The organism is Gammaproteobacteria bacterium (genome assembly GCA_041395445.1).
Classification (GTDB): Bacteria; Pseudomonadota; Gammaproteobacteria; order Xanthomonadales; family Marinicellaceae; genus NORP309.
In genome coordinates this window covers 382,252-407,948 of record JAWLAO010000001.1, presented here as the reverse complement: position 1 = coordinate 407,948, position 25,697 = coordinate 382,252, and the positions used below count along the sequence as shown (strand labels likewise).

Annotated in this window: 24 protein-coding genes and 1 tRNA gene; 20 read left to right on the top strand and 5 right to left on the bottom strand. The window is 38.6% G+C overall.

The genetic code is table 11. From position 1 onward, the window contains the following. Positions 1-66: 66 nt before the first annotated feature. Together R3F25_01835 and R3F25_01830 are read right to left on the bottom strand one after the other, a co-directional pair. Positions 67-975, bottom strand: coding sequence for an adenylate/guanylate cyclase domain-containing protein (locus R3F25_01835; GenBank protein ID MEZ5495564.1), 909 nt, complete (start codon positions 973-975; stop codon positions 67-69). Between the two features lie 114 nt (positions 976-1,089). Further along, positions 1,090-2,256, bottom strand: coding sequence for an acyl-CoA dehydrogenase family protein (locus tag R3F25_01830; GenBank protein MEZ5495563.1), 1,167 nt, complete (start codon positions 2,254-2,256; stop codon positions 1,090-1,092). Positions 2,257-2,422: 166 nt separating this feature from the next. Here R3F25_01830 and R3F25_01825 point away from each other — a divergent pair, with 166 nt between their 5' ends. From R3F25_01825 to R3F25_01815, 3 genes are read left to right on the top strand one after another with little or no spacing between them, the layout of a single operon-like run. Beyond that, positions 2,423-2,650 carry a hypothetical protein gene (locus R3F25_01825; protein MEZ5495562.1) on the top strand — a complete coding sequence of 76 codons (228 nt, stop codon included), beginning with the start codon at positions 2,423-2,425 and terminating at the stop codon, positions 2,648-2,650. A 34-nt stretch (positions 2,651-2,684) separates the two neighbouring features. Then, positions 2,685-5,231 carry a protein kinase gene (locus R3F25_01820; protein MEZ5495561.1) on the top strand — a complete coding sequence of 849 codons (2,547 nt, stop codon included), beginning with the start codon at positions 2,685-2,687 and terminating at the stop codon, positions 5,229-5,231. A 9-nt stretch (positions 5,232-5,240) separates the two neighbouring features. Further along, on the top strand, positions 5,241-5,807 hold the full coding sequence (locus tag R3F25_01815; protein MEZ5495560.1) for an ECF-type sigma factor: 567 nt from the start codon (positions 5,241-5,243) through the stop codon (positions 5,805-5,807). A 15-nt stretch (positions 5,808-5,822) separates the two neighbouring features. Here the strand turns inward: R3F25_01815 and R3F25_01810 are convergent, their stop codons facing one another. The 3 genes from R3F25_01810 to R3F25_01800 are packed head-to-tail and all read right to left on the bottom strand — an operon-like array spanning position 5,823 to position 9,426. Next, positions 5,823-6,818, bottom strand: coding sequence for a sulfotransferase (locus tag R3F25_01810; protein ID MEZ5495559.1), 996 nt, complete (start codon positions 6,816-6,818; stop codon positions 5,823-5,825). Further along, the gene (locus R3F25_01805; protein MEZ5495558.1) at positions 6,815-8,128 is read right to left on the bottom strand and encodes a sulfotransferase family 2 domain-containing protein; all 1,314 of its coding nucleotides are present in this window, start codon (positions 8,126-8,128) and stop codon (positions 6,815-6,817) included. Before R3F25_01805 ends, R3F25_01810 begins: the two co-directional genes overlap by 4 nt. Next, positions 8,128-9,426 (bottom strand): glycosyltransferase family 1 protein, encoded by a 1,299-nt coding sequence (locus R3F25_01800; protein MEZ5495557.1) that lies wholly within the window; start codon positions 9,424-9,426, stop codon positions 8,128-8,130. The genes R3F25_01805 and R3F25_01800 overlap by 1 nt, the downstream gene beginning before the upstream one ends. A 236-nt stretch (positions 9,427-9,662) precedes the next feature. On the opposite strand from R3F25_01800, the gene tpiA reads away from it, so the two are divergent. The 17 genes from tpiA to nuoN all read left to right on the top strand — a co-directional run bounded on the left by tpiA (position 9,663) and on the right by nuoN (position 25,605). Continuing rightward, positions 9,663-10,430 carry a triose-phosphate isomerase gene (gene tpiA, locus R3F25_01795; protein MEZ5495556.1) on the top strand — a complete coding sequence of 256 codons (768 nt, stop codon included), beginning with the start codon at positions 9,663-9,665 and terminating at the stop codon, positions 10,428-10,430. Between the two features lie 30 nt (positions 10,431-10,460). Next, a complete protein-coding gene (gene secG, locus R3F25_01790; protein MEZ5495555.1) occupies positions 10,461-10,943 on the top strand; it encodes a preprotein translocase subunit SecG in 483 nt (160 codons plus the stop codon). Between the two features lie 64 nt (positions 10,944-11,007). After that, a tRNA-Leu gene (locus R3F25_01785) sits at positions 11,008-11,093 on the top strand. A 120-nt stretch (positions 11,094-11,213) separates the two neighbouring features. Further along, on the top strand, positions 11,214-11,570 hold the full coding sequence (locus R3F25_01780) for an NADH-quinone oxidoreductase subunit A (protein MEZ5495554.1): 357 nt from the start codon (positions 11,214-11,216) through the stop codon (positions 11,568-11,570). Next, positions 11,540-12,112 carry an NADH-quinone oxidoreductase subunit B family protein gene (locus R3F25_01775; GenBank protein ID MEZ5495553.1) on the top strand — a complete coding sequence of 191 codons (573 nt, stop codon included), beginning with the start codon at positions 11,540-11,542 and terminating at the stop codon, positions 12,110-12,112. The genes R3F25_01780 and R3F25_01775 overlap by 31 nt, the downstream gene beginning before the upstream one ends. A gap of 5 nt (positions 12,113-12,117) precedes the next feature. Beyond that, positions 12,118-12,831 (top strand): NADH-quinone oxidoreductase subunit C, encoded by a 714-nt coding sequence (locus tag R3F25_01770; GenBank protein MEZ5495552.1) that lies wholly within the window; start codon positions 12,118-12,120, stop codon positions 12,829-12,831. Further along, positions 12,831-14,084, top strand: a complete 1,254-nt coding sequence (locus R3F25_01765) for an NADH-quinone oxidoreductase subunit D (GenBank protein MEZ5495551.1) — start codon at positions 12,831-12,833, stop codon at positions 14,082-14,084. Before R3F25_01770 ends, R3F25_01765 begins: the two co-directional genes overlap by 1 nt. Beyond that, the gene (nuoE, locus tag R3F25_01760) at positions 14,084-14,617 is read left to right on the top strand and encodes an NADH-quinone oxidoreductase subunit NuoE (protein MEZ5495550.1); all 534 of its coding nucleotides are present in this window, start codon (positions 14,084-14,086) and stop codon (positions 14,615-14,617) included. Before R3F25_01765 ends, nuoE begins: the two co-directional genes overlap by 1 nt. Further along, the gene (gene nuoF / locus R3F25_01755; protein ID MEZ5495549.1) at positions 14,617-15,897 is read left to right on the top strand and encodes an NADH-quinone oxidoreductase subunit NuoF; all 1,281 of its coding nucleotides are present in this window, start codon (positions 14,617-14,619) and stop codon (positions 15,895-15,897) included. The genes nuoE and nuoF overlap by 1 nt, the downstream gene beginning before the upstream one ends. Beyond that, positions 15,897-18,242 carry an NADH-quinone oxidoreductase subunit NuoG gene (gene nuoG, locus R3F25_01750; GenBank protein ID MEZ5495548.1) on the top strand — a complete coding sequence of 782 codons (2,346 nt, stop codon included), beginning with the start codon at positions 15,897-15,899 and terminating at the stop codon, positions 18,240-18,242. Before nuoF ends, nuoG begins: the two co-directional genes overlap by 1 nt. Continuing rightward, entirely contained in the window at positions 18,242-19,264 is a 1,023-nt protein-coding gene (gene nuoH, locus R3F25_01745; GenBank protein ID MEZ5495547.1) for an NADH-quinone oxidoreductase subunit NuoH, read from the top strand. The genes nuoG and nuoH overlap by 1 nt, the downstream gene beginning before the upstream one ends. 1 nt (position 19,265) lies before the next feature. Further along, positions 19,266-19,751, top strand: a complete 486-nt coding sequence (nuoI, locus tag R3F25_01740) for an NADH-quinone oxidoreductase subunit NuoI (GenBank protein ID MEZ5495546.1) — start codon at positions 19,266-19,268, stop codon at positions 19,749-19,751. Beyond that, positions 19,751-20,398 carry an NADH-quinone oxidoreductase subunit J gene (locus R3F25_01735; GenBank protein MEZ5495545.1) on the top strand — a complete coding sequence of 216 codons (648 nt, stop codon included), beginning with the start codon at positions 19,751-19,753 and terminating at the stop codon, positions 20,396-20,398. The genes nuoI and R3F25_01735 overlap by 1 nt, the downstream gene beginning before the upstream one ends. After that, positions 20,395-20,697 carry an NADH-quinone oxidoreductase subunit NuoK gene (nuoK, locus tag R3F25_01730; protein MEZ5495544.1) on the top strand — a complete coding sequence of 101 codons (303 nt, stop codon included), beginning with the start codon at positions 20,395-20,397 and terminating at the stop codon, positions 20,695-20,697. Before R3F25_01735 ends, nuoK begins: the two co-directional genes overlap by 4 nt. Before the next feature lie 5 nt (positions 20,698-20,702). Further along, complete coding sequence (nuoL, locus tag R3F25_01725) at positions 20,703-22,658, top strand: NADH-quinone oxidoreductase subunit L (protein MEZ5495543.1); 1,956 nt, start codon at positions 20,703-20,705, stop codon at positions 22,656-22,658. Next, on the top strand, positions 22,652-24,157 hold the full coding sequence (locus R3F25_01720) for an NADH-quinone oxidoreductase subunit M (protein MEZ5495542.1): 1,506 nt from the start codon (positions 22,652-22,654) through the stop codon (positions 24,155-24,157). Before nuoL ends, R3F25_01720 begins: the two co-directional genes overlap by 7 nt. A gap of 2 nt (positions 24,158-24,159) precedes the next feature. Next, entirely contained in the window at positions 24,160-25,605 is a 1,446-nt protein-coding gene (gene nuoN / locus R3F25_01715; protein MEZ5495541.1) for an NADH-quinone oxidoreductase subunit NuoN, read from the top strand. Positions 25,606-25,697: the final 92 nt, after the last annotated feature.

Sequence of the window (25,697 nt, the reverse complement as noted above, 5' to 3'; positions counted from 1 at the left end):
TAATTCCGATATAAAGAACCGAAAAGGTTAACAGTAAGAAGCCACTGAGGCTTTTGATAAAGTCTTTCATACTTTGAACTCAATAATCATGGATAAATCTGAAAAATCGGCACTTCCAAGTGCAATTCTACCGGAACCGACAAGCACTGTTTTGTCTCTGTGTAATCTCAATGAATTACCACCCATTTCAATCCATGTACCGTTAGTGCTGTGATCGGCAATTTTAAAATTACCATCGGAAAACTCAATCTCGGCATGTGAACGAGATGCCATAGGAGCCAGAATCTGAATATCGCATTCTTCGCCACGTCCGATAATTTTATTCGGTGATTTTTCGGTCATTTTAATTTGTCTGCCGTTAATCGACATTGACATGGTGTAGGCAGCTTCGGGAAGTTTCAAGTCTATTGCTGATGAAATACGAGTGACCTGTGTATCATCTTTTTTCCAGAAGATTTCAATAATACGAACAGCAAGGAGTTTGCCTTTGATTTTTGTTTTGCCTAAATGGCGATGACTGATTGCTGAATTTAATGAAGAATCATCAAATGTCATTGCGTTGGTAATGATTTGTCCTTTCTTTGCGAGACTGGACATTCTTGCGGCAACATTGACAGTGTCACCGTAAACATCGCCGTTTTCTTCAATCACGGCTCCGTGATGAAAACCAATCCGAATGCCAATCGAATGATCTCCTATGATAAATCCTTCACGGGTCTTTTCCTGCATGCCAATAGCCGCTTTAATGGCAAACTTTGGCGATGGAAAAGTACACATGATTTCATCGCCAATCGTTTTGATAAGTTTTCCCTGAAATTTTTCAGCAACATTTACGAGATTATCAAGAACTACGGAAATCGTGGAACGTGCTTTATCATCGCCATATTTTTCAAATAACGACGTGCTTTGAGCGATATCGGCAAATAATACCGTCAATTCAGGCATCTGGATTTCCTCTTTTCCTCTATTTTTCACAAACGCACACCTGAAAGCACAGATGTGTTGATTCATTCAATTGCACAATTCAACAGAACTTCAAAATTGTAGCAAAAAAAATCCTTAATTTATAGTCGCTTTGTTCTTTAATGCTTAAAAAGCATTTTTGCCGGTAAGTTCACGTCCGACAACCAATTGATGAACTGTTTCCGTTCCCTCATAAGTGATGACACTTTCCAGGTTTAAAGCATGTCTGATAGCGGTGTGTTCAGTTGTAATTCCCGCTCCACCTAATAAATCGCGACAATCTCTGGCAATATCAATCGCCATGCGAACATTATTCCATTTCGCGATTGATATTTGTGTTGGTTGGAGTAAACCTTGGTCTTTTAAACGCCCTAATCGGAGTGCTAAAAGTTGTGCGGTCGTGATTTTTCTTGCCATTTCGGCTAAACGCAATTGCACAATTTGGTTTTCGTTTAATGCTCTGCCAAACAGAACTCTGTCCTCGGTATAACTTAGAACTTCTTGTAAACAAGCTTGTGCAGAGCCAATCGGCCCCCAAGAAATTCCGTATCTGGCGTTTGACAGGCAAGTTAAAGGTCCTTTTAAACCTTTAATTTTTGGTAAACGATTGGAGTCGGGAACTCTGACATCATCGAAAAATAAGGCTGAAGTGACGGATGCTCTCAGTGACATTTTGCGTTTAATCAATTCTGTTGAAAAACCTTTCATGCCTTTTTCAACAATAAACCCTTGAACACCGTCGTCGGTCATTGCCCAAACTACCGCAATATTGGCAATTGAGCCGTTGGTAATCCACATTTTTGAACCATTAAGAATCCAGTCATCACCATCTTTTTTGGCATGTGTTTTCATCGATAACGGATCAGAACCCCCGTGAGATTCAGTTAAACCGAAACAACCAATAACCTCACCTCGTGCCATTGGCGGAAGCCATTTTTGTTTTTGTTCTTCACTGCCAAATTCATAAATAGGAAACATACACAATGAGCTTTGCACCGACGCAAAACTGCGTAAGCCGGAGTCACCGCGTTCCAGTTCCTGACAAATTAAACCATAACTGGTGTAACTCAGTCCGGCACAATCGTATCCATCAATAGTACTGCCGAAAAGCCCTAAGTCCGCCATTTCAGGAATTAAATCCATTGGAAATTCGTGTTTGTCAAAAGCGTCACCAATTATTGGCAAAACCCTTTCATCAACCCAGCGACCGACGCTGTCCTGAACCATGATTTCATCTTCGCTTAATTCAGAGCGAACATCAAAAAGATCAAGTGGATTTAACTTTTGTTTCATTGTTATTTTCCCCAAAATTCATAAATTTTTTTCGGTGCGTATTTTACCTTGTTTAGCGTTTGTTTAAATATGTATTTGCGGATATTTCGGAATAATTTTCTTGAATATTGAAGTTAGTAAATGTTTGTTATAGTATTTTTGTTTTATGATATGCCAATGGTGGCGTGTGACGACTGATAAAGATATTGAGGATCGTGTTCTGAAATTACTTGAGATTTCAGAGCAATCTGATGAGCTTGATGTCCCGGATGATAATGAAGAAATCCCCGGGTATTCAGACTTATTATCTGATATTACAGATGAATCGGATTTACAAGACGGAGATGTTCTTGGTGTTTGGAAAGTTATCAAACACATTGGCAAAGGAGGGATGACCAGATGTCTATCTGGTTGAACGCAGTGATGGTCTGATACATGCACAAGCTGCATTGAAAGTGATTCCTCAAGGTTTAGCCAATTCTTCTTTAAAACAAAGATTTCAGCAGGAAAGGCAGATACTCAGCGACTTAAATCATCCCAATATTGCAAAATTATATGATGCTGGTGTCACAGAAATAGGACTGCCGTGGTTTGTAATGGAACATGTTAATGGCAAGGATTTGATCTCTTATGCAGAGCAGAATAATCTGGGCATTGAACAAAGAGTGATTTTATTCAGGCAAGTCTGCGAAGCGTTGAACTATGCCCATTCCAAAGGGGTGATTCATCGTGATATCAAGCCCAGTAATTTGCTGGTCGATGAAGAAAGAAATGTCAAGTTGCTTGATTTTGGTATTGCTTCTGCTGAAGAAAATATGTCATTAACAATGACCGGAGTTGTGGTTGGAACGCCTGGATACTTATCTCCGGAACAAGCAAAGGGTTTAACACATGATATTGATCGCAGGAGCGATGTCTTTTCTTTAGGCGTATTGCTTTATAAGCTGGTTCAAAATCACATGCCATTTGAGGCCGATAGTATTTCAGAAATCAGCTATAAAACCATTCACGCTGAACCCGCTACTTTAAATCGCAGCATTTCTCCTGAATTACAATCTATCATCTACAAGTGTTTGGAGAAGAAAGTAGAGAATCGTTATTCATCAGTGAAAAAATTAGCCGATGATTTGAGTGCGTGGTTAAACGGAGATGTTGTTAGTGCCAGAAAAGTGACTGCTTTATTGCGCCTGCGAAAAAAAATCATCAAATATCCTGTTATCAGCAGTTTGGTTTTTTTGGCTGTCTTTGCTTTAATTGCAAGCATTAGTTTTGGAGTTTATCAGACCTATCAATCTTTAAAAAAAATACAAGCGGCAGAAAAACATCTTTCTAAAGCTCAGGAAATTAAAGCCAAAGTTCGGCGAACACACATGATGCCAAAGCACCGTGTTCAAAATGAATATCAGCAATTAAATAATGAAATCAATGAGTTAAATAAAGAAATTGTAGCGGATAATAGTAGTGTTACCGGATTAAGTAGTTTTGCACTAGGTTCGGCATACTTGTCAATGAAGAATTATGAAAAGGCTTTTGAGCTACTAAATGATGCAGAAGCCAAAGGATGGAAATCCAATGATTTATCAGCGGCTTTAGGAGTGACTTATGCCCACTTTTGGCAAAAAGCTCTTGAGGAATCCAACTCAATAGATAATCCTCAAAGAAAGGAACAGTTTTTGAATGAGAAAAGGGAAGTTTATTACAATCAGGCGATTCAATATTTAAAAGAATCCCAAAGCGCATCTTCAATTTCAAATTACTTGTCCGCAAAACTGGCGTATATTGAGAGTAAATATGATGAAGCGATTATAGCAATTGAAAAAGAAATAGAGGTAAATCCCTGGCACTATGAAGCAATGTCTTTTGCTGCAACAATTTATAATGCCAAGTATAACCAAACAGGAGAGACTTCAGGATATGAAAATGTGGTTCAATACAAAGAAATTAGTGATTTAAGATTACAACAGGCTTTAGAAATCGGTGATTCAGACCCGGAGAACTATGTTCATTATTGTGAAAACATGTCAACGGAAGTTCGTATGGGGTTAAATAAACTAACTAATGAGATTGATCAAAGTTTTAAAAAAGCAATTCAAGTTTGTGAAGATGCATTGTATATGGCGCCGAATTCTAAAGAGACCTATATCAATTTAGGACGAATTTATGCAGATATGTCGCATTATCTCAAACTAAATAAAGAGCCTTTTATGCAAATGGATACAGAGTCATATTTTACAGTAATACATGGATTAAATATTTTTCCTGATGATGCTGAATTGCTTGCGACTTCTGTTTCGCCACTATTCAGTTTAGCAGTTAATGCCAATAATTTTGATAGTAAAGATTTTGAATTATTGGAACCAGTTTTAAATACTTTTGATTCAGGCATAAATCACGAAAAAAAAATTCCTGAGCTTATATTTCTGCAAGCTCTAAAAAATATCGACTTCTCTTTGAAACAGAACCCGTTATCGTTAAATTCAAGAAAACAACATGCGGAGGTTCATCGTTCATTGGGAATTTATTACGAAGAACAAATTCAGAATTATGATAAAGCAGACTTTCATTATGATCAGGCGATAGATAGTTTTACCAAAATGCAGGACTTGGGTGGAAAGATTGCAAGCATCGGAAATATTGCGGAGATGTATTACAACAAAGCATTATTAAGGAATTTGCAAGGTAAGCCTGGTGAAAGTATTTCCTTTCTGGATAAAGCCATTGAAACGAATCAAGAAGTGCTTGATATTACACAAGCAAAATTTGCAGTTTATAATAATACCATGCAATTTCATTATGAAAAAATTGAGACGTTGGTTGAGAATCAGCAGGAATACGAGTATTTGCTTGATGAATACTTTGCTTTTGTCAATCGAATCTGTGGGTTTGATTATCTTGAAAAACTGCATTGGTATATAATTGATGATATTATTGATTCTTACACCAAACTTGGAATTGACACTATGAATCGCTTTCCCGAGTGTCAATTTGAAAAATAACGTCAAAAAATGTTTAGCGGTTTCACTCATAACAGTCCACAAGAGGTCACATTATTGATTTCTCAAGCTTCATCCGGAAATCAGGAAGCATTGAATAGCTTGATAGCATTGGTATATGAGGATCTTAAATTGATTGCATCCGGCTTGCGTCATAAGCAATTCAATTCTTCCTCAACTTTAAACACGACTTCGGTAGTTGATGAAGCATGGTTGAGACTTCATAAGTGGGGAATTCAGGCTGAAAGCAGAAAGCACTTTTTTTGTATCGCTGCAAAAGCCATGAGACAAATTCTTATCAATTCGGCCACTCAAAAACTCACACAAAAAAGAAATGCTCAATTGGTGACCTTTGATGACTCTTCATTAAACATTGAATCAGAAGCTGAATGGATGTTGTTATTAGATAAAATATTAAAAGCAATAGAAAAAAAGAATTCCAGAATGGCTGATGTTTTTCAATTGAAGTATTTTTTAGGTTTTAGTGAGCCGGAAATCAGTGAAGTGTTGAATGTCAGTGTTGCTACTGTCAATCGAGACTGGTTGGTAGCAAAGAAAATAATAAAAGAAATTATTTAGCTTTTTCTCTAATTATTAACGATTACTTTGGATTTCAGTCAGTCGGTCATTCATTGATTTAATCGCATCAAGCAACTCATTTTTACAAATAGAGCTATCAAAAGAATATTCAGACCATTCTTTGGAGAAATCCTGTTTAATAGACTCGAGATTGCTCGATGGAAATTGCTTGCTTAAACCCAGTTTATTAAACATTTTATCAACTTTATTCTCAATCTCGATAAAACTATCCGGAATCTCGGTTTTTGTTTGTACAGACTCTGGTTTATGAATTAATTTTTCGGCAATTTGAATGTCCTCTGATTCCCAGTTGAGTAGACTTGATAATTTCTCGATCCCGTTGTGGCTGTCAAAAAAATCCTCTTCAAGTTTGAGTTTTAGGTCAGCATGACTATCAGCGACTGATTGTGAAAGTTTCCAAATAAAATAATGGCGAAAATAACCATTACGAGAACCGGATTTTTGCAGCATAGGAAATTTTTCGGATAAGTCAACAGCCCATTGCATCAAGTCGTAAGCATCTTCGTAGCTTTCTTTGTTCTTCAAAATCTCATTTTTTATGTGCTTCCTGCATGAAATCCATTGAGGATAGGGGTGTCTTTGAATGTTAATGATAATACTATTTGGAAAATTGTTTTTAAGCCATGATAACCGCAAATCCATTCGATTGAATTGTAATACAGGAATTTTATCTTCTGAATTTTTAATTAAGTAGCTGATGTACTCCTCAAGTTCAGTCCAGTTTTCATGCTTCTCCATAAACAACCTGTCTTGTCCAAACTTGTGACTATGATATTTTTTCAGGTTTTCTAAATGACGATAATTTTTCCAGTAATCATAGACACCAATGTGATCTTCTTTAGGTTTGACGTATTCAATCTGGCTAATTAAATTGGTGTGGAGTGGTTCGTACCAAGCCATATATTGAGGAAGGTTATTGAAAATATTCCAAAGCATAGTTGTCCCGGAACGAAATCTCCCACTAATAAATATAATTTTATGTTTTTTCATTGGCATGGGACTAGTTTAATCCAATGAACTGCAATACCCAAGTGTCTATTGTCGTTACTACCAAAAATTTCAGAATGTCTTTTAGTTTCCGGTTGTTTAAAGCGAATTCTTAAAAGATTATCACAGAACATTTCTTTATTTATTTGCGCACTTAAAACTCTTACGACTCCGGTTGAGGTATCAAATTGATAATTGAGCGAGCATTCATTCGCTGAAACGACGAGGTTTTCAAGATGTTCTTTGCTAATACTATTGATGATACGAATGCTTAATTCATAATTGCCGGGTCTCAACCAAAAATCAATAAATGAATCAGATCTTTGTGTCCAACGAAAAAAGTCATTTTCAGGCAGAGTAATTTCCCTGCGATGCCATCCTCCTCCCAAGAGTTTCATCGAAAAATCATAATCTACACTTTCAAGAATTTCGGTTTTGTGATGTTTTCTATAGTTCAAGTCAATCAGATGGTTGATATCTTCCGATGATTCGGTATGAAATTCGCTTTTTAACTTTTTATACATTTGTGCATATTTATCTTCAAACCTTTGGAGAGCATAGTTGTAAAGTTTCAAGTCAAACTCATTTTCTTCATTGATAATGTTTATGCACTCATCGTCAATGGACTGTTTCGGGTTAAAAGCATTGAGATTGGGGGAGTCACCGGTTGGCGGTAAGTTGAAAGTATATGCAAACAATTGCATGGACTTGTCAAACTGTTCCTGAATTCCAAACCATGAGCATTTGTTAAGTAGGTTCATCGCTCTTTGCAAACGAGCTTCATTATCAATCTTTTTACCGGGCTCAAGCCATTGATTGATAACTTTGATGCTTTCTTCGGATAGAAACAACTCTTGAGCCTCAGGGTCGTCTTTCAAATCAAAGGATAGGTGCCTCACCATTCGGTTATTGATTTTAACCGATGTTTGTGGGTGTTGCAGAAACTCTTTCAGCGACATTTGTGAGTTGGTTACCAAATCATGAACAGCGGTGTTTTTTTCTCTTTTTATAAAGTGATAAGTCGAAACTGTAAGGCTATGCGGATGCCTGAGTATGGTTAACAAGTGTGGGTTTCTTGAAGATAAAAACCGATAAGAATTGCCCCCAAAATGCCCACGAATCAAATTGTAATGATCTTTATTGTCGATGATTTCCTGGTTGATTTCTCTCCAGAGTTGGCATGGAAAGATTGAATCAAACTCATGACAATTATCCAGAATGTTTATAAAACTGGTACCGGCAGTTTTAGGAATATGGATAAAATAATGTCCAGATTTTTTGAGTTTAAAAATGTTTCTAAGAAATCCGAACATTAAATCAAAGAACTGTATGCGCTTTCAAGTCTTCGGGCATAATTATCAGGGCTGAAAAACTCAACTCTTTTCTTGCCTTTCTCAATCATATCTTGTCGTAGTTCGGGATGATGTAATATTGCCGATATTTTATTTCTGATATCTTTGTAGTCGTAAGGATCTATATAAAGTGCGGCATCACCTGCAACTTCAGGTAAAGATGTAATTCCGGAGCAAATAACAGGGCAATTATGTTGCATTGCTTCAAGAACAGGTAGCCCAAAGCCCTCGTACAGAGATGGAAAAACTAAACAACTGGCATTGCGATAAAGCACTGATAATTCGTCATCGTCGATAAAATCCATAAATACGACTCGTTCATCATCGAGGTATTTTTTGACATTTTTCAATTGTTCTTCCCAGAGCCATGCTTTTTTTCCGACAATGACCAGCTTGATATTTGGGTTGACGAATGACATGGCAGTAATAAGCGACTTTATATTCTTTTTAGGTTCAATATTTCCAACGAAAAGGACATACTTTTCTTTTTTGATTTTGTTGCTTTTCAGGTATTTTTCATCAAATTCCAAATCTCCATCAGTATAAGATTTGATTTTTTTAACAGATTGCCAGGTTGTTTTAATCTTTTCTTCAGGGATTTTATAAATGTCAATAATGTCTTTTTTAGTCTGTTCAGAAACGGATAAAATTAAATCAGCCGATTTACAGGCCCATTTGAACAAATAATAGAAGTTGTTTTTTATGTCCAAAGTTGTAAAAGGAACTTTTAACGGAATCAAATCATGAACAGTAATTACGGTCTTGGTTCCTTTAACACTAATTGGCAAAGGAGTGGTCATGTGCCATATATCCGGTTTTTTTGCCAGTTTAAATTTTACCGGTTTTTTAAAAACATAGAAAAAACGATTTGCTGAATGAAATGTATCATGAGCATTGCAAATATAGCTGTATTTATTTTCTGCTGCTGCTCTCGATAAATAATTGTTGATATCAGGGCTGGTCACATTCACAGGGAAAGAGGATACCGGTTTGCTTTTAATTAATTGTATGGAGTCACGCAATACTTCCCAGTATTTGGAGTTAAATCTTTGTTTGGGTAATTGGAATTGCTGGTCGAAGAACATGACCTCATCAAGGATGGGATTCTTCCCTTGAACAAATTTGTTGTCAGCAAAAATACCTACGTCAAAATTAAGTTTTTTATACGCATCCAGAAGAGTTGCACCGTATGTTTTGATTCCGGAACCGTGTTTGAGTCCAAGATTAAAACTGTCAACTAAAATATTGGGCTTGCCCATTTTTTACCTGTATTATTATGAATTTCATTAAACGTGATTACGACCATTTGCGGTCAATCGCCATTATAATCAGATAACAACGTGTTTGCTATAATTGGGTTTTAAAGAGCATAATTTTTGAAAACAATCCTCAATCGGATTGAAAATGAGCTAAATTACACTTTGAAATAAATTTTGGTTCAAGTGCTTACAATATTGTATTATAATCCGCACGCTAATTTTTATGGTAATGTCGAATGAGTAGGAAGTTAATGGTTGCAGGAAACTGGAAATTAAACGGTTCTGTAGCTATGACTAATGATTTGATTTCGCAAGTTGCAAAAGAATTGTCGGTTGATAAAGGTTTTGATGTCGCTGTTTTTCCTCCATTTCCTTATTTAGCTCAGGCTGTCGCGGTTGCAAGTGGAAGTTTATCTGTAGGTGCGCAGACTGTCAGTGAGTACGAAAATGGAGCGTATACCGGTGAAGTTTCGGCAACGATGATTAAGGAATTGGGTTGTGATTTAGTGTTAGCCGGACATTCTGAAAGACGTGAGTATTACCATGAAAGCAACGAGGACGTTGCGAAGAAATTTGCTGCTGCCATACGGTCGGGTTTAATTCCGGTTTTATGTTGTGGCGAAACATTGGAACAAAGAGAAGCCGGTGTTACTGAGTCTGTCGTTGCTGAACAGATTAATGCTGTTATTGAAGAAGTCGGTATTGGTGCTTTTGAGCACGCAATAATTGCTTATGAGCCGGTTTGGGCAATTGGAACGGGCAAAACAGCAACTTCTCAACAAGCACAGGAAGTTCACGAGTTTATTCGAGGTCTTCTGAGCGAGAAAAATGAAACAATTGCAAATCTTGTGCCAATTTTATATGGCGGAAGTGTGAAAGGCAGTAATGCTGAAGAATTATTTTCGATGCAGGATATTGATGGTGGTTTAATTGGAGGAGCTTCATTAACCGCAGACGATTTTCTTGCTATATGTAAACAAGCGGAAAAAGTATCGAGGAAATAGAATGCTTTTTTCAAACAGAGAGTTAAAAAAATGACAGTTAATCTATTATTAATTTTGTTTGTTTTGGTCGTTGTGGCAATGATTGCATTTATTTTGGTGCAAAAAGGAGCAGGGGCTACAGCCGGTTCGGCTTTTGGATCAGGAGCATCTGCTACTGTATTCGGAGCGAAAGGTTCCGGTAATTTCTTAACGAAAAGTACAATGACATTAGCGTTCTTGTTTTTTGCAATCAGTTTATTTATGGCTGTGCAGGCGAGTAAAGACTTTGCTGTGCAGGATGCCGGCGAAATTGATTTAGGTGTGGTTGGCACATTGAATACTTCTGATTCAGATGTTCCGCAAATTACACCTGTTGGTGGAAGTCAGGAAAGTGATGTTCCTGCTATGGATGTCAATGAATCAGTTAATTCAGATGAAACAGATGTTCCGGCTGTATCTGATGATACAGCTTCGGAAGAATCAGAAGGCACAGGTGAAGATTCGGCAGAAGCTTCAACTGGTGGCGAAGGATAATTGCGAATCAATGACTTGTTTATTGATGCAGGTCAAGTGTTTGAAAGGTAAAATATGTTACATTGCCGACGTGGTGGAATTGGTAGACACGCTATCTTGAGGGGGTAGTGGCCTAAGGCTGTGCCGGTTCGACTCCGGCCGTCGGCACCAGTAACAATAACTTGCTCATACAATAATTATAAAACAAGAGCAAAAAACAGGTTTTTTGAGATTTAAATCTCGTTAATTCAAAATGCATAAAAATATGCATCACAACAAAGGGGTTAAAATATGCTGGCTGAATATTTCCCGGTATTAATGTTTCTGGGTGTGGCTGTTGGATTGGCAATTGTTTTGCTTTCAATAGGCTATATTCTTGGTCCAAGAACTAAAGATAAAGAGAAAGAATCCGCTTATGAGTGTGGTTTTGAGGCTTTCGATGATGCTCACATGAAATTCGATATTCGTTTTTATCTGGTCGCAATTCTTTTTATTATATTTGATTTGGAAATAGCCTTTCTTTTTCCTTGGGCTGTGGTGCTGGATAAAATTGGTGTATTCGGACTGGTTTCCATGTTTATATTCCTCTTTATACTTGTTGTCGGTTTCATCTATGAATGGAAGAAAGGAGCATTGGAATGGGAGTAACAAAAAACACTTCTGAAGATTTTTCAAAACTGGAATTGGGAATCGTCGATAACATCACGCATCCTTATACTGAGCAAGGTTTTGACAACAAAGGATTTTTCACTGCAAGACTGGATGATGTGATCGGCTGGGCTAGAACAGGCTCGATGTGGCCTATGACCTTTGGTTTGGCTTGTTGTGCTGTTGAAATGATGCAAGCCGGTGCGGCACGATATGATTTGGACCGATTCGGAATTATTTTCAGACCTTCACCTCGTCAGTCGGACGTTATGATAGTTGCAGGTACTCTGGTTAATAAAATGGCTCCGGCACTGAGAAAAGTTTACGACCAGATGGCGAATCCGAAATATGTTGTTTCTATGGGTTCCTGTGCTAATGGCGGTGGTTATTATCACTATTCTTACTCGGTTGTCAGAGGTTGCGATCGCGTTGTGCCTGTTGATGTCTACGTTCCGGGATGTCCTCCAACTGCTGAAGCATTGATTTACGGTTTATTGCAGCTTCAGAAAAAAATTAAAAGAACTAATACAATCGCAAGATAAAGATTATGAATAACAATGTTAGTCTGGAGAATAAGCTGATTTCTCACTTTGGGGATCAGATTATATCTGTCAAAAGCCAACATGGAGAGTTAAATTGCGAAGTTGCTCCTGAAAATTGGCAAAATGTTTGTCAGCAACTGCGTGATGATGCCCAATTTTCCTTCGAGCAACTGATTGATTTGTGCGGAGTGGATTATCTGGGGTTTGGTGAGTCTGAATGGCAAACTGAGAATGTGACTAGTACTGGCTTCAGTCGCGGAATTTCCAATAAAGGACCGGGAAGATTCTCCTGGGAAGAAAGAAAAACGGAGCTAATGGAAAAGCGTTTTGCTGTTGTGGTGAACTTACTTTCAATTCAACATAATGTTCGATTGAGGTTGAAATGTTTTGCTCCTGACTCTGGTGTTTTAGCTGTTCCTTCATTAATAAAGATATGGTCGTCAGCTGATTGGTTTGAAAGAGAAGCCTTTGATTTGTATGGAATTATCTTTGTTGGCCACCCTGATTTAAGACGAATTTTGACTGACTATGGTTTTGTTGGTCACCCTTTCAGAAAAGATTTTCCCTTGGTTGGAAATGTTGAAGTTAAATACGATGAAGAGCAGGGAAGAGTGGTTTATCAACCGGTTTCTATCGAACCTCGTGTCACAATTCCAAAAACAGTCAGAAAAGATGCCAGATATGCCGATAATCAGGAACAATTGGAGGAAGAAAGTTAATGTCAGAAATTAAGAACTATACCGTTAACTTCGGCCCTCAACATCCGGCAGCACACGGAGTTTTGAGGTTGATTCTGGAAATGGACGGTGAGGTGATTGAACACGCTGATCCACACATAGGTTTGCTGCATAGGGGAACAGAAAAACTGGCAGAAACCAAGCCATTCAACCATAGCATTGGATACATGGACAGACTGGATTATGTTTCAATGATGTGTAATGAACATGGTTATGTTCGTGCGATTGAGAAATTATTGAACATCGAAGCACCAATCCGAGCTCAGTATATCCGCACCATGTTTGATGAAATTACTCGAATTCTTAACCATTTGATGTGGATTGGTACGCATGGTCTGGATTTGGGTGCAATGACATTATTCTTATACGCATTCCGCGAACGCGAATACCTAATGGATTGTTATGAAGCGGTTTCCGGAGCGAGAATGCACGCGGCTTATTATCGTCCGGGCGGAGTTTATCGTGATTTGCCGGATTACATGCCTAAACATAAAGAAAGTAAATGGACTAAAGGCAAAAATTTAAAAGAAGCTAATGCCTGGCGTGAAGGTTCAATGTTGGATTTTCTGGATCATTTCACCAATTATTTTCCTGAGAAAGTAGCAGAGTACCAAACTTTGTTGACAGATAACCGAATCTGGAAGCAAAGAACAGTCGGTATCGGTGTAGTCAGCCCTGAAAGAGCTTTACAACTGGGTTTCACTGGTCCATTATTACGTGGTTCAGGAATTGAATGGGATTTGCGTAAAAAGCAAACTTATGCAGCGTATGACAAAGTTGATTTCGACATTCCTGTCGGTGTTAATGGCGATTGCTACGATCGTTATTTGATTCGTGTCGAAGAGATGCTTCAATCCAACAAAATAATCAAACAATGCGTTAAATGGTTGAGAGAAAATCCGGGTCCTGTGATGCTTGGTAATCACAAGGTCGCACCACCAAAACGTGATGAGATGAAAAATGATATGGAATCATTGATTCATCACTTTAAATTATTTACCGAAGGTTACACCGTTCCTAAAGGAGAGGTTTATTCGGCTGTCGAAGCTCCAAAAGGTGAGTTTGGTGTTTATCTGGTTGCTGATGACTCCAATAAACCATTCAGAATGAAGGTCAGAGCACCGGGATTTGCACACCTTTCAGCTATGAATGAAATGGTCAAAGGTCACATGCTGGCTGACGTTGTTGCCGTTATCGGTACTATGGATATTGTATTCGGGGAGATTGATAGATAATGTATCAAGTAAATCCACAAAATAATGATAAAACTCTGGCTGAAGAGTTATTGACTCAGAAAACCAAAGAAACAATTGATTACTGGCTTAGTAAATATCCGAATGATCAAAGACGCTCGGCGATTATTGGTTCATTGCATGCCGCACAAGAGCAAAATGGCGGTTGGTTGAGTAAAGAAATCATGCAAGCGGTGGCTCAGTACCTGGAAATTCCTGCAATTTGGGCTTATGAAGCTGCATCATTTTACAGTATGTTTTTTACTGAACCTTGCGGAAAACACAAGATTTCAATTTGTACTAACATTTCTTGCATGCTCAATGGTGCAGAAGAAATTGTTGATTATGCTGAAAGCAAACTTGGAATTAAGCTGGGTGAGACAACAAGTGATGGCAGAATCACTCTGGTCAAAGAAGAAGAATGTGTGGCTGCTTGTGTCGGAGCTCCGGTTCTTTTGGTTGATGGTCATTATCACGAAAACCTCACAAAAGAAAAAATTGATGAAATACTTGCGAAACTGGAGGATAGTAAATAATGTCTGTTTCAACAGTAAATGTCAGTTTAAATCCTGATAAAGATCCAAGCCTGGAAAACTATCTGAAAAAAGGTGGTTATCAGGCGTGGAAAAAGATTCTGGCGGAAAAAACCGAACAGAACGATATTATCAATACAGTCAAAGCATCAGCACTCAGAGGACGTGGCGGTGCCGGATTCCCGACCGGGTTGAAATGGAGTTTCATGCCAAACAAAGCACCGGGTCAAAAGTATGTTCTGTGTAACTCGGATGAATCCGAACCAGGAACTTGTCATGACCGTGATATTCTCAGATATAACCCCCATGCGGTGATTGAAGGAATGGCAATTGGCGGTTATGCCATGGGTGCTACTGTTGGATACAATTATTTGCGTGGTGAGTTTCACCACGAACCATTTGAAGCCTTTGAACAAGCACTGAAGGATGCATATAAAGCCGGTTTATTAGGACGAAATATTCAGGACTCCGGCGTTGATTTTGACTGCTATGCAGTTATCGGTGCCGGAGCGTATATCTGCGGAGAAGAAACCGCATTGATGGAATCTTTGGAAGGTAAAAAAGGACAGCCCCGTTTTAAACCTCCTTTTCCTGCCAATTTTGGAATATATGGCAAACCAACAACAATTAACAATACCGAATCATTTGCTTCGGTTCCGTCAATTATGACTCAGGGAGCCCAATGGTTTTTAGAGTTGGGTAAGCCAAATAATGGCGGTGTGAAGTGTTTTTCGGTATCAGGACATGTTGCTAAACCGGGGAACTATGAAATACCACTCGGAACACCGTTTAAAGATTTACTGGAAATGGCTGGCGGAATGCGTCCGGGACGCAAATTAAAAGCAGTCATTCCCGGTGGTTCATCCATGAAAGTATTACCGGCTGATACCATGATGGGCTTGACGATGGACTATGATTCGATTGGTCAAGCAGGATCAGGTTTGGGTTCAGGTGCAGTTATTGTGATGGATGACACCACTTGTATGGTTAAAGTTTGCCAAAGATTGTCTCGTTTCTATTACATGGAATCTTGCGGACAATGCACGCCATGTCGTGAGGGTACCGGTTGGATGTATCGGGTTCTTACCCGCATTATTGATGGTAAAGGCACTCAAAATGATATTGAGATGCTGAGAACTGTTGCCGGACAAATTGAAGGACACACAATTTGTGCATTTGGTGAAGCCGCAGCTTGGCCGGTGCAAGGTTTACTGGCTAAGTTTTGGGATGAATTTGAATATTATGTTGAACATAAAAAATCCATGGTGGAGGGAGTTGCATAATGACTACTGAGACTAAAACAATTCCTGAAAACATGGTTCGCATCGAAATTGATGATGTGGAAATGATTGTACCGAAAGGTTCAATGGTGATTGAAGCCGCAGATAAAAACGGCATACGAATTCCTCGATTCTGTTATCACAAGAAATTATCAGTCGCTGCCAATTGCAGAATGTGCATGGTTGATGTGGAAAAGGTTCCTAAGCCTCTTCCAGCCTGTGCGACACCGGTTATGCCTGATATGAAGGTTTATACCAAGTCGAAACGAGCCATAGACGCACAAAGAAATGTTATGGAATTTTTGCTCATCAATCACCCGTTGGATTGTCCGATTTGCGATCAGGGTGGTGAGTGTGAGCTACAGGATGTTTCCATGGGCTACGGACGTGGTGTTTCACGTTATGTGGACTCAAAACGAGTGGCTGTTGATGAAGATATCGGTTCTTTGGTTTCAACCGATATGACACGTTGTATCACATGTACTCGCTGTGTGAGATTCTTGAATGAAATATCCGGTTCGGATGAACTCGGTGGAATTGGTCGTGGTGATCGTACACAAATTGGTACCGCTATCGGACGTTCGATTGATTCGGTAATGTCAGGAAATATTATTGATTTATGTCCGGTTGGAGCATTAACCAACAAGCCATTCCGTTTCAAAGCCCGTGCCTGGGAATTGATGTCGGCTGCGGGCGTTTCAATGCATGATGCGATTGGTTCTAATTTGTTTTACCACACTCGTCACGGTGAAATTTTGCGGACAGTTCCTCGTGATAATGACGAACTGAATGAAGCATGGATTTCCGATCGTGACCGTTTTGGTGTTTTGGCGTCCAAAGCTGAAGATCGTGTAACATCACCAATGATTAAACAAAAAGGTGAATGGAAAGAGGTTCAATGGGATGAAGCCATGGATTTTGCGGTTCGTAAACTTCAAAGTGCGGATGCAACTAAAACAGCAGTATTAGCAGGTTCGCAATCAACCAATGAAGAGTACTTTTTGTTACACAAACTGTTCAAATCGTTAGGTTGTAAAAATATTGATTATCGTTTAGGACAAACCGACTTCTCAGGGCAACATCGTTTGCCGAGAGTGGATGTATCTCTCTCTGAAATTGCTGATTTTAATCAAATTGTGATTGCCGGTTCCAATATTGGACATGAACAACCGATTTTGAATCACAGAATCAGACAAGCTTGGTTGAAGAAAGGCAGCAAAGTTTCGGTATTTAATCCTAAAGATTACTCATACAATTTTGATATCTGGCACTCTGTAACAGCGAATCAAGTCGATTGGGTAAAAGCCTTGGGCTCATTAGCACATTGTGTGGCTGATTTGAGCAAAGCAAAATTGGATGGTGATTTGGGTCAATGGATTAAAGCTCAAAGAACTGATGAAAACTTAAATAATTTAGCTAAGACTTTGATCAATAACGATAATAACTGTCTGTTTATCATTGGTCAGGTTTCAAATTCACATCCACAAGCCGAATTGATTAAAACTTTGGTTTCATGGTTGGCTCATGAAACTTCCGGAAAAGTTTATGAAATGGCGAGTGGAGCAAATGCTGTTGGTGCAGAAATTTGTGAGATGTCAGCTCAGCATAACGTTAATCAAATATTAAACAGCCAACCGGAATCTGTTTTATTGTATCAAGCAGAACTTGAAGATTTTGCAAATTCAGCAAAAGCTCGTAAAGCATTACAAGAAGCTCAATCAGTTGTTGTGATGAGCAGTTTTGCAAGTGCAGACGTGAAAGAAATTGCAGATGTGATTCTACCGATTGGTTTAGCATCTGAAGTGGCAGGTTCTTACTTCAATAACTTTATGCAAAACCAGACTTCCACTCCTGCTGCCAAACTTAAAGGTGAAAGCAAACCAGGTTGGAGAGTTTTAAGAGTTCTGGGTAATTTGTTAAAAGTTGATGGATTTGATTACGAAACTATCAATCAGATTACTGAGCAAGTGAGCAAATTAAAAGTTCACAAAGCTCATGTGAAAACAGACTGTAAAGTTCATGAAATTCAATCTTCAGATTTGGTCTTGCATGCAGATACAGCAATTTATGATGTGGATATGCTTACCAGACGTAGTCAGCCATTGCAAGAAACTATTCACGCAAGCTCGGGATGCTTGTCTGTTAATCCATCAGAAGCGAAGAAATACGGTATTGAAAATGCCATGAGTGTGATTTTGAATCAAGGCGAGAATGTTTGTCATTTGTTTGCGAATATTGATGATAGTGTTCCTGATGGTTCAGCTCATGTTTTTGTGCATAATTCAACGACGCTGAACCTGAATGCTGATCAACTGCAAGTCACAATTACTGTGGGAGAAGCGATATGATGGAACAAATTTGGTTAGTCATCTGGACTCTGTTGAAAATTGTCGCAATTGTATTGCCTTTAATTTTAACAGTTGCTTACTACACTTATGCAGAACGCCGTGTGATTGGTTTCATGCAAGGTCGTATGGGTCCGAATCGTGTGGGAATTTTAGGTTACAAACTATGGGGATTGGCACAGCCATTTGCTGATGTAGTCAAACTATTGATAAAAGAGATTATCTTTCCGGCGAATGCCAATAAGTTTTTATTCCTGTTAGCACCAATTATCACTCTGGCAACGGCTTTTGCAGCCTGGGCGGTTGTTCCGTTCAGCGATGGGTTGGTGTTAGCGAATATCAATGCCGGTCTGGTTTATATTCTGGCAATGACGTCTCTGGGTGTTTATGGTGTGATTATTGCCGGTTGGGCTTCCAATTCCAAATATGCGTTATTGGGTGCGATGCGTTCAGCGGCACAAATTGTATCTTATGAAATTGCTATGGGATTTGCTTTAGTTGGTGTTTTGATTGCTGCCGGTTCATTGAATTTGTCAGAAATCGTCAATGCACAGCAAGGTGGGATTCTGAACTGGTTCTTTATTCCATTATTTCCATTATGGATTATATATTTTATTTCAGGTGTAGCTGAAACAAACCGTGCACCATTTGATGTGGCAGAAGGGGAATCAGAAATTGTTGCCGGTTTCCACGTGGAATACTCCGGTTCGGCATTTGCACTATTTTTCCTTGGTGAATACGCCAACATGATTATGATTTCGGTGTTATCGACAGTCATGTTCATGGGTGGCTGGTTGCCATTATTCCCGTCGGAATCATGGTGGGGTCAGCCAAGTATTATCTGGTTCCTGGCTAAAACTTCAATTTTTATGTTGTTGTATTTATGGTTCCGTGCGACTTTCCCTCGTTATCGTTACGACCAGATTATGCGTCTGGGCTGGAAAGTGTTTATTCCGATAACAATCGTCTGGATTATGGTTGTTGCAGTGCTGAAAGTTTATAACATCGGACCTTGGTTTAGTTAATATGAAAATATTTAGATATTTCAAAAGTTTAGCTCTTTGGGAACTTCTCAAAGGCATGTCCGTAACGGGGAAATACTTCTTCAAACGTAAATTTACCATACGTTATCCTGAAGAAAAAACTCCTAAATCTGACAGATTCAGAGGTCTGCATGCATTAAGACGTTATCCCAATGGTGAAGAGCGTTGTATTGCTTGTAAATTGTGCGAAGCCGTTTGTCCGGCTTTGGCAATTACTATTGACTCCGAGCAAAGAGAAGATGGCAGTCGCAGAACAACAAAATATGAAATTGATTTATTCAAGTGTATTTATTGTGGTTTTTGTGAGGAATCCTGTCCTGTTGATTCGATTGTTTTGACAGATATCCATGAATTTCACTTTGAAAGTGAAGGCAAAAACGTATTGGATAAACAACAATTACTGGCTATTGGTGATATGCGTGAAAAGGAAATCGCTGAATGTCGTGAAAATGATGCGGAGTATAGATAATGTTAGAGTATTTGTTATCAGCTGAATTTTATCAAGTGATGTTGTTTTATGTGTTCTCCGGGGTTTTACTGGGAGCCGCATTGTTAGTTGTCACAATGCGTAATTCAGTTTATTCGGCTTTGTTTTTGATATTGTCCTTTTTTAGTGCTGCGGCATTGTGGATGTTGCTTGAAGCTGAATTCCTCGCATTAACTCTAGTTCTGGTTTACGTCGGAGCGGTTATGGTGTTATTCCTGTTTGTGGTGATGATGCTGGATATCAAAGTCAAACCAAAATCAGGAATGAGTCTTTATACCAAAACAGGTCTTTTTGTTGCTTTACTGATGGCTTTGGAAATGGTCATGTTGTTTGGTAGCAAATTGCATGATTCATTGCCACAAGATGACTTAATCAGACATGAGCAGGGTTATAGCAACGTCAGAGAAGTTGCGGAAAGTATTTATATTCAATATGTATTGCCGTTTGAATTGGCATCGGTGATTCTATTAGTTGCGATTGTTGCAGCTATTTTACTGACTCTGAGAAAGAGAAAAGATTACAAACACGTTGATCCTGAGTCTCAGGTTCATGTGAAAGCTGATAAAAACAGAATGAGAATTGTAAAAATGAAAGCGGAAAAAGGGAACGAAATAGGAGGAGAACAATGAGTCTAGCTCACTATTTGGTTGTTGCCGGAATTTTATTTGTCATTAGTATTGCCGGTATCTTTATCAATCGTCGCAATATCTTGATTTTACTCATGTCGATTGAGCTGATGTTGTTATCGGTGAATATTAACTTCATTGCGTTTTCAACTTATCTCAATGATATTCAGGGACAAGTCTTTGTGTTCTTTATTCTTACGGTTGCCGCTGCTGAAGCAGCGATTGGTCTGGCAATTTTGGTTGTTATATTCAGACAGCGTAAGACTCTTGAAACTGATAATTTAAGCGAGTTACAGGGGTAAAGATGATGGAAATGAATACTTTATTGATAATTGCATTATCACCTTTATTGGGAGCAATCATAGCAGGTTTTTTTGGAAGAAAAATCGGTCGTGTTGGTTCTCATTTGGTAACAATTGCTGCAGTTGCTGTCTCGTGTGTTCTGTCAATTATGGTGTTGATGGGCTTGGTAAACGGCGAATATCAGGCTTTTAACGAAAATGTTTATACCTGGATGGTGAGCGGTAAAGTCACATTGAATGTTGGTTTTATGGTGGATTCACTGACTGCGGTGATGATGTCTGTGGTCACTTTTGTATCACTGATGGTGCATATTTATACAATTGGTTATATGCATGATGATCCGGGATATCAAAGATTCTTTGCATATATCAGCTTATTCACTTTTGCAATGCTGATGCTGGTAATGTCGAATAACTTTTTACAACTGTTCTTTGGTTGGGAAGCTGTTGGTTTGGTGTCTTATTTGTTGATTGGTTTTTGGTATAAAAAAGAAACCGCAATTTTTGCAAACATGAAAGCATTCTTGGTCAATCGTGTTGGTGATTTTGGATTTTTATTAGGAATTGCTGCCGTTTTGATGTTTTTCGGAACATTGGATTATGTTGAAGTATTTAATCAGCTTCCGAATTTTTCTGAAAACACGATTTCTATTTTCCCTGGAGTTGAGTGGTCGTTATTGACGTTCATTGCGATTTGTCTGTTTATTGGAGCAATGGGTAAATCAGCACAAGCACCTTTACATGTGTGGTTGCCTGATTCGATGGAAGGTCCGACACCAATTTCTGCATTGATTCATGCTGCAACCATGGTTACAGCCGGTATTTTTATGGTTTCAAGAATGTCACCAATTTTTGAAATGTCAGATACAGCTTTGAGTTTCGTAATGTTGGTGGGTGCATTTACAGCATTCTTTATGGGATTGATTGGTTTGGTGCAAAACGATATCAAGCGAGTTGTTGCTTATTCTACATTGTCACAGTTGGGATATATGACAGTTGCACTCGGAGTCTCAGCTTATTCAGCAGCGATATTCCATTTAATGACTCATGCGTTCTTTAAAGCGTTATTGTTCTTGGGTGCCGGTTCGGTGATTATCGCAATGCATCACAAGCAGGATATGAGTGAAATGGGCGGTTTGAAAAAATATATGCCAATCACATTTATCACGATGTGGATAGGCACCTTTGCCTTGACCGGTTTGCCGGGTTTCTCAGGATTTTTCTCAAAAGATATTATTATCGAAGCGACCCACCTTTCTGAAAGATGGGGTTCATCAGTAGCTTATGCTGCGGTATTGCTTGGTGTTTTTGTAACAGCTCTCTATAGTTTTAGATTGTTGTACCTGACTTTCCACGGAAAAGAGCGCATGGATAATCACACCAAACAACATTTGCATGAATCGCCTTGGGTTGTGACTTTACCATTAGTTTTATTGGCAATTCCATCAATTGTAATTGGCTGGATGACGATTGAACCGATGCTATTTGGTGATTTTATGAAGGATGCGATTCACGTCAAATCAACGAATGATGTTGTGGCGCATATCGGTGAATACGAATTTCATGGTGCCGGAAGTTTTGCTTTACATGGTTTAACACAATTACCATTCTTTTTAGCATTGGGCGGTTTCATTCTGGCGAGTTGGATTTATCTAAAGAAAATTTCAATTGCTGAGAATGCCAAGAAAACTTTTGCTCCAATTCACAAATTATTAGTCAATAAATATGGCTTTGATGATTTCAACCAGAAATACATTGCCGGAGGATTTGTTAAACTCGGAAATGCTTTGTGGAAATGGAGCGACAGCAAATTTATAGATGGACTCGTTGTCAATGGCTCTGCGAAATTTGTGAATAAGATTTCAAAAGCGATTCGTGGCATGCAATCAGGATATATTTATCACTATGCCCTGGTCATGGCAGTAGCTGTCATCTTCTTTATAGGAACTTATGTATTATGAATGATTGGTCTTTATTAAGTTTACTCATTTGGCTTCCAATTGTTGCAGCCTTTGCAATATTGGCATTAGGTTCTCAGAAAGCCGGATTGGCAAGATTATTGGCAATCGTTACTTCTATTGTTACGTTTGTCATCAGTTTACCGCTTTGGATGCATTTTGATAAAACGACAGCGAGCATGCAGTTTGAAGAAAAAATTGCATGGATTCCATCGTTAAATATCAACTATCATCTGGGAGTTGATGGGATTGCCATGCCTTTGGTTGTGTTGACGACATTTATTTCCGTTCTGACGATATTATCGGCTTGGAAAGTGATTAAGAAAAACGTCCATCAGTTTATGGCGGCATTTTTGATGCTTGAAGCGATGATGATAGGTGTTTTCTGTGCTCAGGATGCAATATTGTTTTATGTGTTCTTTGAAGCTATGTTGATTCCGATGTTTTTAATTATCGGTATTTGGGGTGGTCCGAATCGTGTTTACGCAACAATCAAATTCTTTATTTACACATTCTTCGGTTCAGTCTTCATGCTGATTGCCTTGATTTACTTGTATTTCAAAGGCGGAAGTTTTGCCATTGCCGATATGGTGGCAATGCCATTGACGATGAAAGAACAAGTCTGGATATTCTTCGCATTCTTCTTGGCTTTCGCCGTAAAAATTCCAATGTTTCCGGTTCATACATGGTTGCCGGATGCTCACGTTGAAGCCCCGACAGCCGGTTCAGTGGTGTTGGCAGCAATAATGTTGAAAATTGGTGGTTATGGATTTTTAAGATTCTCATTACCAATCTTACCGGATGCCAGTCGTGAATTAGCGACATTCGTCATTGTTCTTTCATTGATTGCAATTGCCTATATTGGATTGATTGCGATGGTACAGAAAGATATGAAGAAACTCATTGCTTACTCATCAATTTCACACATGGGTTTTGTGACTTTGGGTATTTTTGTTGCATTCGTATTGGTGATGAATTCCGGAGATACCAATATGGCTCTGGAAGGAGCGATGATGCAAATGATTTCTCATGGTTTCATTTCAGCGGCTTTATTCTTGTGCGTTGGTGTTTTGTACGATCGCATGCATACAAGAATGATAAGAGATTATGGCGGTGTGATTAACACAATGCCGTTTTTTGGTGCTTTCTTTGTATTTTTTGCCATGAGTAATGCCGGGTTGCCGGGCACTTCAGGATTTGTTGGGGAGTTTATGGTTATTCTCAGCAGTTTCCAAGCGAGTTTCTGGTTTGCATTTCTGGCTGCTATGACGTTGATTCTTGGCGCTGCTTATTCGTTATGGATGGTTAAGAGAGTTGTTTTTGGGGAAGTCAAAAGCGAAGCGGTTTCTCAATTGAATGATGTGAATAAACGAGAAGGCTTTATTTTAGCAATTCTGGTAATTATGGTTTTATTTGTGGGTATTTATCCCGAGCCATTGATAGATGTGATGAGAGCTTCTGTGGAAAATCTTATCGAACAAATTAAAATAATTAAGGTTTAACTATGTTTGGATGGTCTGAATTAACTCCGGTTTTACCGGAACTGATTATTCTTGGTACAGCATGTTTGGTACTGATTTTAAGTTTATTTCTTTCGAATGAGAAAGGCGGACTGTTGGTTATGCTTTCCATTGTTGGTATCGCGTTTGCTGCAATTGCTACGGCAAAGAGCCACATGGGTGCACATGACTATTCAAAATTAGTCTTATTCAACGGTAATTTTGTCCGTGATTACATGGGTGATATTCTTAAAATTGCTGTTTATCTGACGATGATATTTGTTATCGTTTATTCCAAACAATATTTGCGTAATAAAAAAATATTCAAAGGCGAGTTTTACGCTCTGGCTCTGTTTGGAATGCTTGGAATCATGATAATGATTTCCGGAAATAATTACATCACGCTTTACTTGGGTTTGGAATTATTAGCTTTGTCCTCTTATGCCTTAGTTGCCTATGACAGAGAAAACATGACTTCCAATGAATCGGCAATCAAATACTTTGTTCTCGGAGCGATTGCATCAGGTATGTTATTGTACGGGATGTCAATGGTTTATGGTGCGACTGGTTCATTGCAACTCGATGCTATTTCAACTCAAATTGCCAACACTCAAAGCTCAATGCTACTTGTTTTAGGTTTGGTGTTTATCATGGTTGGGGTTGCTTTTAAATTAGGTGCAGCTCCATTTCACATGTGGGTACCGGATGTTTATCAAGGTGCTCCAACAGCAACAACTTTATTCATTGCATCAGCTCCGAAAATCGCGGCGTTTGCATTTGCGGTGAGAATTTTAGGACAAAGTTTGGACGGTTTGTTTGTCAACTGGCAGCACATCGTCGCTGTATTGGCAATGCTTTCAATTATTATCGGTAATTTGTTTGCACTTCAACAAGACAATATCAAACGTCTTTTCGCATATTCCACAATTTCACACATTGGATTTATGCTACTTGGCTTTCTTGGTGGAAACGAAGGATATTCGGCATCTATGTTTTACATTATCACTTACGCAATAATGAGTGTTGCCGGTTTTGGAATGATTATTGTGTTATCCTGCAAAGGTTTTGAAGCTGAAAAGATTTCTGACTTCAAAGGCTTAAATCAACGCAATGGTTGGTTCGCATTCATGATGTTGCTGATTATTGCTTCAATGGCAGGCTTCCCTCCGTTAATTGGTTTCTTCTCAAAACTGTATGTAATTAAAGCAGTTGTTGATCAAGGTTTCTATGTGTTAGCAGGGATTGCAGTCGTTTTTGCAGTTATCGGTTCGTTCTATTATTTGCGCGTGATTAAAACCATGTATTTTGATGAATCCGAAAGCGATCAAGAAATCACAGCCGGTTATGACGTCAAATCCATTCTGAGCTTTAATGCTTTATTACAACTGGCTTTATTATTGTTTGTACCGTCAATTCTGAGTTTCTGTATCAAAGCTGTTGAGTTGTTGTAATTACGATAACTAAATCTTTATTAAAAAAAGCCTCTGACTTACAGAGGCTTTTTTATTGCAAAAAATATCATTCAGTTAGTCTATATACAACT

Coding starts and splice junctions, on each gene's coding strand:
- nuoH (MEZ5495547.1), top strand. CDS start 18,242: ATGGAACAAATTTGGTTAGTCATCTGGACTCTGTTGAAAATTGTCGCA.
- R3F25_01805 (MEZ5495558.1), bottom strand. CDS start 8,128: ATGTTCGGATTTCTTAGAAACATTTTTAAACTCAAAAAATCTGGACAT.
- R3F25_01735 (MEZ5495545.1), top strand. CDS start 19,751: ATGTTAGAGTATTTGTTATCAGCTGAATTTTATCAAGTGATGTTGTTT.
- nuoI (MEZ5495546.1), top strand. CDS start 19,266: ATGAAAATATTTAGATATTTCAAAAGTTTAGCTCTTTGGGAACTTCTC.
- nuoG (MEZ5495548.1), top strand. CDS start 15,897: ATGACTACTGAGACTAAAACAATTCCTGAAAACATGGTTCGCATCGAA.
- R3F25_01800 (MEZ5495557.1), bottom strand. CDS start 9,426: ATGGGCAAGCCCAATATTTTAGTTGACAGTTTTAATCTTGGACTCAAA.
- R3F25_01780 (MEZ5495554.1), top strand. CDS start 11,214: ATGCTGGCTGAATATTTCCCGGTATTAATGTTTCTGGGTGTGGCTGTT.
- R3F25_01815 (MEZ5495560.1), top strand. CDS start 5,241: ATGTTTAGCGGTTTCACTCATAACAGTCCACAAGAGGTCACATTATTG.
- R3F25_01830 (MEZ5495563.1), bottom strand. CDS start 2,256: ATGAAACAAAAGTTAAATCCACTTGATCTTTTTGATGTTCGCTCTGAA.
- R3F25_01810 (MEZ5495559.1), bottom strand. CDS start 6,818: ATGAAAAAACATAAAATTATATTTATTAGTGGGAGATTTCGTTCCGGG.
- tpiA (MEZ5495556.1), top strand. CDS start 9,663: ATGAGTAGGAAGTTAATGGTTGCAGGAAACTGGAAATTAAACGGTTCT.
- nuoK (MEZ5495544.1), top strand. CDS start 20,395: ATGAGTCTAGCTCACTATTTGGTTGTTGCCGGAATTTTATTTGTCATT.
- R3F25_01775 (MEZ5495553.1), top strand. CDS start 11,540: ATGGAAGAAAGGAGCATTGGAATGGGAGTAACAAAAAACACTTCTGAA.
- nuoF (MEZ5495549.1), top strand. CDS start 14,617: ATGTCTGTTTCAACAGTAAATGTCAGTTTAAATCCTGATAAAGATCCA.
- nuoN (MEZ5495541.1), top strand. CDS start 24,160: ATGTTTGGATGGTCTGAATTAACTCCGGTTTTACCGGAACTGATTATT.
- nuoE (MEZ5495550.1), top strand. CDS start 14,084: ATGTATCAAGTAAATCCACAAAATAATGATAAAACTCTGGCTGAAGAG.
- secG (MEZ5495555.1), top strand. CDS start 10,461: ATGACAGTTAATCTATTATTAATTTTGTTTGTTTTGGTCGTTGTGGCA.
- R3F25_01770 (MEZ5495552.1), top strand. CDS start 12,118: ATGAATAACAATGTTAGTCTGGAGAATAAGCTGATTTCTCACTTTGGG.
- nuoL (MEZ5495543.1), top strand. CDS start 20,703: ATGGAAATGAATACTTTATTGATAATTGCATTATCACCTTTATTGGGA.
- R3F25_01765 (MEZ5495551.1), top strand. CDS start 12,831: ATGTCAGAAATTAAGAACTATACCGTTAACTTCGGCCCTCAACATCCG.